This window comes from Methylobacterium sp. Leaf99 (genome assembly GCF_001422375.1).
Taxonomy (GTDB): domain Bacteria; phylum Pseudomonadota; class Alphaproteobacteria; order Rhizobiales; family Beijerinckiaceae; genus Methylobacterium.
Genome location: NZ_LMMU01000001.1, coordinates 1,590,334 through 1,602,874 on the forward strand (window position 1 = coordinate 1,590,334; position 12,541 = coordinate 1,602,874).

At 68.3% G+C, this 12,541-nt stretch carries 9 protein-coding genes; 6 read left to right on the top strand and 3 right to left on the bottom strand.

Translation table 11 applies throughout. The features are described from left to right. The first annotated feature begins 56 nt into the window (after positions 1-56). Complete coding sequence (locus ASF28_RS07270) at positions 57-2,750, top strand: MGH1-like glycoside hydrolase domain-containing protein (protein WP_056089572.1); 2,694 nt, start codon at positions 57-59, stop codon at positions 2,748-2,750. A gap of 509 nt (positions 2,751-3,259) precedes the next feature. Here ASF28_RS07270 and ASF28_RS07275 read toward each other — a convergent pair. Beyond that, the gene (locus ASF28_RS07275) at positions 3,260-4,837 is read right to left on the bottom strand and encodes a serine hydrolase domain-containing protein (RefSeq protein ID WP_082476037.1); all 1,578 of its coding nucleotides are present in this window, start codon (positions 4,835-4,837) and stop codon (positions 3,260-3,262) included. Between the two features lie 720 nt (positions 4,838-5,557). Here ASF28_RS07275 and ASF28_RS07280 point away from each other — a divergent pair. From ASF28_RS07280 to ASF28_RS07295, 4 genes are all read left to right on the top strand, one after another. Next, entirely contained in the window at positions 5,558-5,761 is a 204-nt protein-coding gene (locus tag ASF28_RS07280) for a hypothetical protein (RefSeq protein WP_056089574.1), read from the top strand. Then, positions 5,758-6,522, top strand: a complete 765-nt coding sequence (locus ASF28_RS07285) for a hypothetical protein (RefSeq protein ID WP_056089576.1) — start codon at positions 5,758-5,760, stop codon at positions 6,520-6,522. The genes ASF28_RS07280 and ASF28_RS07285 overlap by 4 nt, the downstream gene beginning before the upstream one ends. A 425-nt stretch (positions 6,523-6,947) precedes the next feature. Further along, positions 6,948-7,355 carry a Panacea domain-containing protein gene (locus ASF28_RS07290; RefSeq protein ID WP_056089579.1) on the top strand — a complete coding sequence of 136 codons (408 nt, stop codon included), beginning with the start codon at positions 6,948-6,950 and terminating at the stop codon, positions 7,353-7,355. Positions 7,356-7,806: 451 nt separating this feature from the next. Beyond that, a complete protein-coding gene (locus ASF28_RS07295; RefSeq protein ID WP_056089581.1) occupies positions 7,807-8,016 on the top strand; it encodes a hypothetical protein in 210 nt (69 codons plus the stop codon). A gap of 7 nt (positions 8,017-8,023) precedes the next feature. Here ASF28_RS07295 and ASF28_RS07300 read toward each other — a convergent pair whose 3' ends face one another. Continuing rightward, on the bottom strand, positions 8,024-9,232 hold the full coding sequence (locus tag ASF28_RS07300) for an acyl-CoA dehydrogenase (RefSeq protein ID WP_056089583.1): 1,209 nt from the start codon (positions 9,230-9,232) through the stop codon (positions 8,024-8,026). A gap of 142 nt (positions 9,233-9,374) precedes the next feature. Next, positions 9,375-10,304 (bottom strand): AEC family transporter, encoded by a 930-nt coding sequence (locus tag ASF28_RS07305; RefSeq protein ID WP_056089586.1) that lies wholly within the window; start codon positions 10,302-10,304, stop codon positions 9,375-9,377. A gap of 322 nt (positions 10,305-10,626) precedes the next feature. Between ASF28_RS07305 and ASF28_RS07310 the strand changes: the two genes are divergently transcribed. Next, positions 10,627-11,871, top strand: coding sequence for an outer membrane beta-barrel protein (locus tag ASF28_RS07310; RefSeq protein WP_056089588.1), 1,245 nt, complete (start codon positions 10,627-10,629; stop codon positions 11,869-11,871). Positions 11,872-12,541 lie beyond the last annotated feature (670 nt).

Below are 12,541 nucleotides of genomic sequence, written 5' to 3' on the forward strand. Positions count from 1 at the left end.
ACAGACCCTCACCCGCTCCGCCTCCGTCCGGCCCGGCCCCGTCCGGGGGCGACCCGTTGAGCGAGCTCGATGACTGGGCCGAGCGCCGGCGGCTGGCCGAGCAGGGCCGCGGCGAGCGGGCGTGGTCCCTGTGGGGGCCCTACCTCGCGGAGCGGCAATGGGGCACCGTGCGCGAGGATTACAGCCGCGACGGCAACGCCTGGCGCTCCCTGCCGCACGACGAGGCGCGCTCCCGCGCCTATCGCTGGGGCGAGGACGGCCTCGCCGGGATCTGCGACGAGCGCGGGCAGCTCTGCCTGTCCCTCGCCCTGTGGAACGGGCGCGACCACATCCTCAAGGAGCGCCTGTTCGGGCTCACCAACGAGGAGGGCAACCACGGCGAGGACGTCAAGGAGGTCTACCACTACCTCGACGCGGTCCCGAGCCACGCCTACCTCAAGTTCCTCTACCGCTACCCGCACGGCCCCTATCCCTACGACCACCTCGTGGCGGAGGGCCGGCGGCGCGGCCGCGACGAGCCCGAATACGAGATCGAGGACACGGGCATCTTCGACGGGCTGCGGTTCTTCGACGTCACGGTGGAATACGCCAAGGAGGACATCGACGACGTCCACGCGGTGATCACGGCGGTCAATCGCGGCCCCGAGGCCGCCGACCTCCACCTCGTCCCGCAGGCGTGGTTCCGCAACACCTGGTCGTGGCGCGAGGACGCAACGTCCGTCCGCCCCCGCCTGGAGATCATGGCGGACGGCGGCATCCTCGCCACCCATTCGCGCCTCGGCCCCTACCGCCTCGCCTTCGACGGCGCGCCCGACGTGCTGTTCTGCGAGAACGACACCAACCTGCGCCTGCACGGCTGGAAGCCCGACGCCGCCGGCCCGTTCAAGGACGGCCTGCACGCGGCCATCGTCGACGGCGACGAATCGGCCATCCGCCGCGACGGCGGGACCAAGCTCGGCCTGCACTATTCCCTGCGGCTGGAGCCGGGCGAGGCCAAGCGCGTCACCCTCCGGCTCTCGGCGGGTAAGCGCCCGCGCCCCGTCGACGCCGAGGGCGCCATCCTCCACCGCCGGGTCTCCGAGGCCAACGCCTTCTACGACGGCCTGCAGGACGGCATCGCCGACGCGGATGCGCGGGTGATCTTCCGCCAGGCCGCCGCCGGCCTGATCTGGTCGAAGCAGCTCTATTCCTACGATGTCCGCCTGTGGCTCCGGGGCGACCCGCTGCAGCCGACGCCGCCGCGCGAGCGCGCGGGCGAGGGCGGCCGCAACACCAACTGGCGCCACTTCGCCGGGGCCGACGTGCTGTCCATGCCCGACACCTGGGAATATCCCTGGTTCGCCGCCTGGGATCTCGCCTTCCACTGCCTGCCCCTGGCGCTGCTCGACCCGGATTTCGCCAAGAAGCAGCTCCTGCTGCTCACCCGCGAATGGTACATGCACCCCAACGGCCAGCTGCCCGCCTACGAGTGGGAGTTCGGCGACGCCAACCCGCCGGTCCATGCCTGGGCGACCTACCGGGTGTTCGAGATCGACCGCGACCGGCGCGGCGGCCGCGGCGACATCGCCTTCCTGGAGGGCGTGTTCCACAAGCTGCTCATCAACTTCACCTGGTGGGTCAACCGCAAGGACGCCGACGGCCGCAACGTGTTCCAGGGCGGCTTCCTCGGCCTCGACAATGTCGGGGTGTTCGACCGCTCGCGCCCGCCCCCCGGCTTCGGACGCATCCACCAGGCCGACGGCACCGCCTGGATGGCGATGTACGCCCTGAACATGATGCGCATCGCCCTCGAACTCGCGCTCCACAACGACGTCTACGAGAGCACCGCCTCGAAGTTCTTCGAGCACTTCCTGCTCATCGCCGAGGCCATGACCGACATGGGCGGCGAGGGCTTCGGCCTGTGGGACGAGGAGGACGAGTTCTACTACGACGAGGTCGACATCCCCGGCGGCGGCATGCTGCCCCTGCGGGTGCGCTCCGTCGTCGGCCTCGTGCCGCTCTTCGCCGTCGAGGTGATCGAGCCCTCCGTACTCCAGCGCCTGCCGGATTTCGCCCGGCGGATGAACTGGGTCCTGGAGAACCGCCCGCACCTCGCCTGCCTCGTCTCGCGCTGGACCGAGGGCGGGGTCGGCGACCGCAAGCTGCTGTCGCTCCTGCGCGGCCACCGCATGAAGGCGCTCCTGCGGCGCATGCTCGACGAGGCCGAGTTCCTGTCGGACCACGGCATCCGCTCCCTGTCGAAGGCGCACCGCGACAGGCCCTACGCCCTCAACGAGTTCGGCGCCTCGTTCAGCGTCCGCTACGACCCGGCCGACTCGACCTCGAACATGTTCGGCGGCAATTCCAACTGGCGCGGGCCGGTGTGGATGCCGATGAACTACCTCATCATCGAGGCCCTGCGCCGCTTCCACGCCTATTACGGCGACGACTTTCTCGTCGAGTACCCCACCGGCTCCGGGACCTCCCTCACCCTGGCGGCCATCGCCGACGCCCTGGAGGACCGGCTCATCGCCCTGTTCGCCAAGGATTCCGACGGGCGCCGGCCGATCTTCGGGACGCGCGAACCGATCCCGGCCGCCCCCGGCGAGGACGACGCCCTCCTGTTCCACGAGTTCTTCGACGGCGACACCGGCCGGGGGCTGGGCGCCTCCCACCAGACCGGCTGGACCGCGCTCATCCTCAACCTGCTGCACCACCGGGCGGGCCGGCCGGGCGCGGGAGAGATCGATACGCCGGGCGCCCTGCCCTGACGGCGACCGGATTCACCCCTCCGCCCGGCGGCTGTCTTCCATGTCACGCCGAGCCGGCATGAAACGGGACGGGCCCCGTCTCCCGGAAGGCTACGGCATTCACACGCGTGCGAAGAGGGTGATCTGGAGCAGAGACAGGGTACCGGAAGGCATCCGGATGCGGGCGTGAGGCACACCGGTGCTCCCTCTCCTGGAAGGCTACGGCATTCACACATCTCGCGGGTAGCACGGGTCCCCTCTCCTGGAAGGAGAGGGACAGGGTGAGGTGTGGGACTTATTCGGAGAGTTCGCACAGCTGCACGGGATCGGTCCATTCGCAGTTGTGTGAATCCTATAGCCCAAACAGGAGAGGGGGCCCGTCGCGCGTGTTCGAAGCCCTTCGTGTCCTGTTCGAGCACCGAGAAAACTCATCTGCGATCGCCCTAACTTCCAGGAGGGGGGACCCGCGCTGCCCGCGCGATGTGGAAATGTCGTAGGCCCTGACGGGGCGCGCGAAAGGCGGCGGCGTCCTAGTCGGGCACGCGCTCCAGGGTGCCGAGGCCGCTGCCGTCGAGGGACTCCGCCGTCATGGCGGTGGCCCTGCCCTGGCCGCCGATGGCGAACCGCAGGGTCGCGGGCGTGTCGGGCGCCTCCGCGTCCGGAAAATACAGGAACACGTCGCGATCGCGGTGGCGCAGGGGGTAGGTGCGCGCCAAGCCGGGGCCGACCGACAGGGTCAGCCCCCCGTTCGCCTCCGCCACCACGGCCCGGCCGATATAGGCGTTGGCGTAGGCGCCGGCATAGGCCGCGGGCCCGAGGGCGGCCGGCGCGTCGGCGGGGCTGCCGGGAGCCGCCGCGGTCGCGGGGACGGCCGCGAACATGCTGCCGTAGACGTCGCCCCACGCCCTCAGCCAGTCCTTGCCGACGGCCCCGTCGAAGACGAGGTCGGCGAAGCTGTCGGCGAGGCCCTCCGGAACGCCCGAGGGAAACGCGTTCGTCAGGATGACGACACCGAGCCTCGAACCCGGATGGATCGAGACCAGGGTCTGGGCGCCGGCGCTGAAGGCGCCGGCATGCCCCCAGACGAGGCCATGGCGTCCGAATTCGACGTTCCAGCCGAGCCCGTAGAACGACGCGGCCCCGGAGACGGGGTTGGTGCCGCGGGCCGTGAGCGGCGCGTGCGTCTCGGCGAGGGCCGCCGCCGCGACGTGCCGCCGGCCCGCCACCATCCCGTTGCCGATCGCGAGGCGCACCCACTGGGCGAGGTCGCGCACGTTCGAGCTGACGCCGCCGGCCGGCGCCTGGGCGTCGGGGTCCCGCGTGACCCGGGTGGCCCAGGGCTCGGCGGGTCCTCCGGCCCTGACATGCAGGGCGGCACGATTGGCCCGCGTCAGGAACTCCGCCTGCGTCGTGCCCGTGGACCGCATCCCCAGGGGTCCGAAGAGCGTGTCCCGGGCCACCGCGTCCCAGGGTTGGCCGGTGGGCTTCGCGGCCGCGACGGCGCCCGCGGTGAAGCCGAAATTGCTGTAGGCATAGCCCGCCCGGAAGCTCGAGGACGAGGGCACCAGGCGCAGCCGGTGGAGGATGGCGTCGCGGCCGTAGCCGATCCCCTCGAGGTCGTCCCCGGCATGGCCCGGAAGCCCGCTGCGATGGTTGAGCAGGTCGCGCACGGTGACCTCGGCCGTCGGATAGGGCTCGCGGAGCCGGAAGCCCGGGTCGAGATCGGCGATGCGGGACTCCCAGCCGACGACGCCCCGGCCCACCAGGGCCGCCACCACCGTCGCGGTGACCGGCTTCGACAGGGAGGCGATCTGGAACACCGTATCGGCGTCGACGGCGTCGGGCCGTCCGGCCTCCCGGCGGCCGAACCCCTTCAGCCACAGGGTCTCGTCGCCGAAGACGACGGCGATGGCGAGGCCCGGCACCGCCCCGGCGTCGACGGCGCCCCGCGCCAGCGCCTCCAGGGCCGGCAGCCGCGCCGCCACCTGTGCCCGCGTGAGCGTCTGGCCCGTGAGCGTCTGGCCCATGGCCGCTCCGGGCCCGACCATCGCCCAGGCGAAGAGAACACAGGCGGGGGCGAGGCCCCCCTTCCATCGAGACCGCGGCATGGGATCGTCTTCTCCGCTCGGGCCGACCCGTCAGATCGACCGGCCATGACGGGACGGAATGCAGTCTAGACTTGTTTCGCTAGACTTGTCTCGTGCCGAAACACAGCGACGAGTCAAAGACAAAGCGAGACATTTTTGAAGACCAGCGCCGCCTCGCGGAGGCCGGAGCGTCACCGGCTTCCCTCCGCTTGCGGGGCTACTGGATTCACACAAATGCGAACGCGCCGATCGCGTGCGGAGACAGGGCCCCCGACGGCATCCGGATGCGGGCGTGAGGCGCAACGGTGCTCCCTCTCCTGGAAGACAGGGCGATCGCATAGGACCGCCGGTGTCATTCCGGGGCGCCGCAGGCGAACCCGGACCCGGAGGGCCGCGCCGGAGGCGTGCAATCCAGAGCCGCCGACAGCGCAAAACCCTGCAAAACCGGTGTTTCTGGGTCCCGGGTTCCGCTGCGCGGCCCCGGGATGACAAAGCGTTGCGGGACTTCTCAAGGTCCCAAACGCCATCTGCGATCGCCCTGCCTGAAAGGAGAGGGGACCCGCGCTGCCCGCGAGATGTGTGAAGGCCGTAGGCTTCGGGCGGAGGTCGGCGGCGACGTCCGGGGCCGCCCCAGGGCGGACCCGAAGCCGCATCCCCCCGCCGGTGGACGGAAGGTGAACGGCTCGGTAACCGTTCCGGCTTACGCCAAGAGACCCCTCCCACGAAGGCCGAGACCCCACGATGACGAGAGACCAGCTCGCCGCCGAACTGACGCGCATCGCCAAGCTGCAGCTCAGCGACATCACCCGGGCGGTCAAGAACGGCGAGAAATCCATCGCCCTCAACGAGGTGACGGACCTCGCCCGCCGCCTTCACCTCCTGTCCGACGCCATCGCGGGCCGGCCGGCCGCCCCCGTGGCCCCGGCCCCCGCCGCCCATCCGTGAGCGAGGGATCGACGAGCCCCGGATCATCCTGGCGCGACACCCGCAACGCGCGGTCCCGGGCCCGCCTCGACCGGGCGCTGCCGGCGATCTTCCCCGCCCCGGTGCTGCAGCACGCCCTGTCGCGGCCCCTGCTGCCGCCGACGCCGCGCCTCGCCGTCGAGAGCTACTGGCGCGCCCACATCCTGCGGGCCGACCGCCTCGCCCGGGCGCTCGCCGCCCGCTCCGGCGCGCCCGCGGGCTGGACCTGGCGCCTCGGCACCGAACCGGGCCTCGCGGCGAGCTTCCGCCTGCCGCCCTCGCCCTACCGCGAGCCGGCCCATGGCCGCGGCCGCGGCCATTGCTGCCTGTGCGGCCAGCCGGTGTTCCGCTTCGGCTGGCACAGGGACCTGTGGGGCGCGGGGCAGCCGAACAAGAACGCCGCCTGGCATTCGGCCTGCGTCACCGCATGGAAGCTGTGGTGCGCGCCGGCCGAGCAGGTGGCGGTGCTGAAACGCCACCAGCGCCACCGCTGCACAGAATCCGGCAAGCGCCTGTTCAAGACCGCCGAGGTCGACCACCGGGTGCCGCTCTACCGGGTCTGGCGCGAGCACCGCGACGCGCCCTGGCCGGAACTGCTGGGCTACTGGGGCGCCCCCAACCTCCAGGTGGTCAACCGCGTGGTCCACGTGGCCAAATGCGGCGCCGAGGCCGGCGAGCGGGCCGCCCGCCGCCGCGCCGCGGTGGCGCCGGTGCCGGCCGATCCCTTCTCCGTGGACTCCTGATGGCCATACCTGTGCAGCCGGCACAATCAGCTGAAATAGGCGCCGATCATACAAACACATCGGAGATATAGAATAAATTTATACTCGATAAACTTTTTTTATCAATAAATTACCTTCTAGGTTATGATTTAATATTTGGTTTTTTCTACGGCAAGTTCGGGTTTACCCGTTGAGGGAGCGATTTCTGAAATCTACGCAGAGACGGCTTGAAACGCGTCACATTGTCTCTTACAATGGAACATTGCGGGAACATGCGCTCATAGCGATATGATCGCGGTTGACATGGGCCGAGTGGCGAAGCGCCGCATTGGCCTCGGAAGAGGAGGAGCCGTGTAGGGCGCGACACCGCCATACCGGCTTTAAAGACAATGGCCGCACGGACAGAGTCTGTTTGCAAGTTCATATGCGAGCGAGGCGGCTGGAGCGTGACCAATCTCCAGCTTCAAAAGCTTCTGTACCTCGCTCAAATGACCTATATGGGCCGTCATGAAGGCAAGAAGCTTTTTGACGGCTTCTTCGAAGCATGGGACTATGGTCCCGTCGAGCCTTCCGTCTATCGGAAGGTCCGCATGTTCGGGTCGAACCCGATCAGCGATGTGTTTTTCGATGCAAGAGTTTTTGACGAGACCGATGATCGCCATAAGTTCCTGGTAGAAATTTGCCAGGAACTTCTGCCGAAGAGGGCGGGCGATCTCGTCGAGATTACCCATTGGGATGGCGGAGCTTGGGCGAAATACTATGTCCCAGGAATCAGAGGGATCGAAATCCCCGACCGCGACATCACCCGAGAGTACGCCGACCGTATCGGGGGCGGAACCCTCACAGAGCACTAGTGTAATTTTCTCGAAAAGAGATAGAGGCCCCGCCTCGATCTCGTCCGCTGCGCTCGAAGCACAGCTTCAGAATGAAAAAACCGAGCGACGTATCGAACGGTTTTTCTGGGTTTTCTCGCTCTCGATTTTTCTTGAGGTATTCTTATACAAGTATCTCGACAGTAATTTCGCATTCGGCCTGATCACGTGTCTTGTTTTAGCCGGTCTTACGTCACTCGCAAATTGGCTCGAAGTTCCTTGGATCGTAAGATTTCTGGAGATTTTGTTCCATAGATTGTCAGGTGGCGTAAAACGCCCGACGGAAAAGGAACCTGACCCCAAGGAATGATCGAAGCGTTCATTCCCTTCTGTTTGCGAGCGTTCTCTGATCCCCCCTCTGCGACGCGCGCAAATCCATGAACGAGGGGGTCAGGCTACGGACGGTCAGCCTCTCTCTCTTGGAGAAAGACCGATGTTCGCAAGCGAACCCAAAAAATCCCCGTTCTCCGCCGACGCCATTGGCGAAACCGATTTCGCCAGGGTCGATGCCCACGTGATCCAGCCGGAGGAGTACGAAGAACTTCCCAAGCTGACCGACGCGATGATGGAACGGGCCGATCACTACGTCGGCACCACCCTGATCCGCCGGGGCCACCCGCCGAAGCCGGCCCCCGGGCGATAGCTCCCCCCTAAAAGAACGCCTGCAGCCCCGTCTGCGCCCGGCCCAAAATCAGGGCGTGGACGTCGTGGGTGCCCTCGTAGGTGTTGACCGTCTCGAGGTTCTGGGCGTGGCGCATGACGTGGTACTCGCCCATGATGCCGTTGCCGCCGTGCATGTCGCGGGCGGTGCGGGCGATGTCGAGGGCCTTGCCGCAATTGTTGCGCTTGATCAGGGAGATCATCTCCGGCGCCATGCGGCCCTCGTCCATGAGGCGGCCGACCCGCAGGGAGGCCTGGAGCCCCAGGGCGATCTCCGTCTGCATGTCGGCGAGCTTCTTCTGGACGAGCTGGGTCTGGGCGAGCGGCCGGCCGAACTGACGGCGCTCCAGGGTGTAGCCCCGCGCCCGGTGCCAGCAATCCTCGGCCGCCCCCATCACCCCCCAGGAGATGCCGTAGCGCGCCCGGTTGAGGCAGCCGAACGGCCCCTTCAGGCCCGAGACGTCGGGGAGCAGCGCGTCCTCCCCCACCTCGACGCCCGCCATCACGATCTCGCCCGTGGTGGAGGCGCGCAGGCTGAGCTTGCCGTGCAGCGTCGGGGTCGAGAGCCCGGTCAGGCCGCGCTCCAGGACGAAGCCCCGGATGGCGCCGTCATGCCGGTCGGATTTGGCCCAGATCACGAACACGTCGGCGAAGGGGGCGTTGGAGATCCACATCTTGGCCCCGGTGATCCGGTAGCCGCCGGCGATGGCCTCGGCCCGCGTCGTCATGCCGGCGGGGTCCGAGCCGGCGTCGGGTTCGGTGAGGCCGAAGCAGCCGATCCATTCGCCCGAGGCCAGCTTCGGCAGGTATCTCTGGCGCTGCGCCTCCGAGCCGTAGGCGTGGATCGGGTACATGACGAGGGAGGATTGCACGCTCATCATCGAACGGTAGCCGGAATCGACCCGCTCCACCGCCCGGGCCACGAGGCCGTAGGCGACGTAGGACGCGGCGGCGCAGCCGTATTCCTCCGGCAGGGTCAGGCCGAGGAGGCCGACGCTGCCCATGGCCCGGAACAGGTCGGGGTCGGTCTTCTCTTCCGCGTAGGCCGCGACGATGCCGGGCAGCAGACGCTCCTGCGCGAAGGTCTCGGCCGTGTCGCGGATGGCGCGCTCGTCCGGCGTCAGCTGGTCGTCGAGGAGGAAGGGATCGTCCCAGACGAATCCGGCCGCGCGCGAGGGGGCGTTCACGGGAGCGTTCATGGGCGTGTCCTCGGCTCTTCCAGGGTCGCATTTCCTTCACGCGAGCCGGTGTCCACCTCGCTTGAAAATGCTTTCGCTCGGCCGGTCGCGCCGGCCGTTCGGGACGAATCATGGACCCGAAGCGGGCGCGCCGTCCAGCCGCTCAGGCCCGCCCGAGAAGCGTGAGCCAGAGCACGGTGGTGATGGGCGCCAGCAGGGTCGAGACGAGGACGGAGGCCGCCACCAGCCCGGTCTCGGCCTTGTAGCGCACGGCGAGCAGGTAGGCGTTGATGCCCACGGGCATCGCCGCGAACAGGGTGGCGACGCCGGCATAGGCGGGCGGCATGGAGAACAGCCTGGTGGCGAGCAGCCACACGGCGAGGGGGTGCACCACGAGCTTCAACCCGGCGATGACCAGGGCGCCGGGCAGGTCGAACAGCACCTTGTAGCGGGTCAGGCCGGCGCCGAGGGCCACGAGGGCGCAGGTGGAGGCGGTGGAGCCGAACCCGTCGATGAGGGAGCGGGCGATTCCCGTCGGCACCACGCCGCCGAGGCGCAGGGCCATGCCGAGCCCGAGCGCCACGAAGATCGGGTTCTTGACGAGGACGAGGCCGAGGCCGCGCAGGCGCTGGACCAGGGTGCGGTCGCCCTCGGCCTCGATGAGGAAGGTGGCGCAGCCCATCATCAGGGGAAGATGCACGGCGAGCAGCAGGAACAGCGGGAACGCGCCTTCCTCGCCGTAGGCCTGCAGGATGGTCGGCACGCCGACGAAGATGGTGTTGGACTGGCTCGCGGCGAAGCCGTGCAGCACGGCGCCCTGGCGGCCGATGCCCTTGCGCCGGGTGGCGATGAGGGAGCCGGCGAGCCACGACAATCCGGCCCCGCCGAAATACGCGATCCAGTACGACCACGTCACCTCGCCGGTGAGCCCCGGCCGGGTGAGGGTGCCGATGATGAGCGCCGGCACCGCGATGGCGAAGACGTATTCCGACAGGCCGTCGCTGACCCGCTCGGACAGGAGGCCGGCGAGGGCCGCGCCCCAGCCGATCACGATGATTCCGAAGACCGGGGCGATGATGCTGACGGCGTTCATGGCGGCTCGGTGTCCCGGGACCAGGCGGAGGGTGCCGGGCCGGCATAGCATGCGCGGCCGGGTCCGATCGTTGCGCCGCGGTCCCGATTCCCACGAAAACCGCGCCGTCAATCGGCCGGCGCCCCGTCGTTAAGCACTTGTTAGCCTTTCGACGGATCCGCCACACAAGTGTTCCCGGAATGCCACACGAAGGCCGCAAGTCCCTCACGAACCCGGGTTTTGCTTAAACAATAGGCAACTGCATAAAGGATGACTTTGGCGCCGGCGGCATTCTTTGAGACCCTTCAGTCAACCGGAACCCACGAACAGCACGAGACTTGATATGGCCCGCCGCAGCGCGCTCATCGGACTGACGACCCTCCTCCTGTCGTCGACCTATCTCCAGGCCGCCGACCTGTCGGTGAAGGCGCCGATCCCCGCGCCCCCGGCATCGTGCAAGGCGGAAATCACCTTCCCGTCCTACGGCGGCATCATCAAGCAGAACCCCAACCCGGCCTGCCTCACCATCGGCGGCATCGGCGACATCTACTTCGGCGGCGCCCTGACCGGCTACGCCTACACCCAGACCAACCAGTTCGCGTTCTCGGCCGTGCCCCAGATCGCCAGCGACCGCGCCGCCCGCGTCGACTTCTCGAACCTCATGGGCACCATCCAGAAGGCCGACGGCGCGTTCCAGTTCTACGCCGCGTTCGGCGCCTACACGATCCCGGGCCTCGGCCTGCCGATCCTCGGCACCTTCGACCAGACCGACCTGCTCTACTCGCCGATCCCCATCGTCTTCGGCAAGTACGTGTTCAACGACAACTGGTCGGTCCAGGGCGGCCGCATGCCGACCCTCATCGGCTCGGAGCTGCCCTTCACCTACCAGAACCTGAACATCTCCCGCGGCCTGCTGTTCAACCAGGAGAACGTGATCAACCAGGGCGTTCAGGTGAACTACAGCGACGGCCCGTGGTCGGCGTCCTTCGCCGCCACGGACGGCTTCTACTCGGGCGAGATCAACTGGGTCACGGGCGCCATCGTCTACAAGATCGACGCCGCCAACACCGTCGGCATCAACGGCGGCACGCACTTCAACACCTACAACGCCGCCCTGCAGAACCCGCGCTTCCAGTTCGCCACCCCGCTCGCCGTGCAGAACAGCTCCATCGTCAGCGCCAACTACACCTACGCCGACGGCCCCGTCATCGTGACACCCTACGTCCAGTACACCAACATCGAGCGCAATTCGGTCCTCGGTCTCGCCGGCGCCGAGACCTTCGGCGGCGCGATCCTGGCCAGCTACGCCTTCACCGACAACTTCGCCCTGGCCGGCCGCTTCGAGTACATCACCCAGAGCGGCAGCGCCGTGAACCCGTTCCGGCCGACCACGTCCGTCCTCTACGGACCGGGCAGCTCGGCGCTCTCCTTCACCGTGACCCCGACCTTCACCTTCGACCGCTATTTCGTCCGCGGCGAGTTCTCGACGGTGCAGCTCTACGACATCACCCCCGGCCTCGGCTTCGGCCGCACCGGCACCAAGACCTCCCAGGAGCGCTACATGGTCGAGACCGGCATCACCTTCTGATCGCCGCCCTCGTCCCAGCCCGATCGAGCCCCCTCCCCCCGGAGGGGGCTTTTTTCTTGGGTCGCGCGCGCGCCCGAAGCGCCGGGCGCTCCGGGTATGGAGGGGTTTCCGCGTTCGGACCCGTGGCCGATATCGCGGGCGACGGGCCCCCTCCGCTGGACGGCAGGGCGATCGCGATGGCCGGTTGCGCTTGCATTTGCGCTTGAACCGTCGCGCGGAGCGCCCGTGCGCATCCCCATCTCCGCGCCTGCCTACTGGATTCACACAACTGCGAATGGGCCGATTCCATGCAGCGGCAGGCATCCGGACGCGGGCGGGAGGCGCACCGGAGCTCCCTCTCCTGGAAGGAGAGGGTTGGGGTGAGGTGTGGGACATCTCCGAATAGGTCACACACCTCACCCTGTCCCTCTCCTTCCAGGAGAGGGGACCTGCGCTGCCCGCGAGAGCCTTCCAGGAGAGGGGACCCGCGCTGCCCTTGAGATGTGTGAATCCCGTAGCCCTCGCCAAGCGGGGCGAGGGGATGCGCACGGGGCTTCTTCGACAGCCCCCTTCCGCAGCGGCTTTCAGACCGCGACCGCCAGCTGCGATCGCCCCGGTCTCGTCGGGGGCTTATGGCAGGGCGGACGCCGCAAAGGCGGGACTGTCGCCCCCCACCCGGCCATCGCCCCCT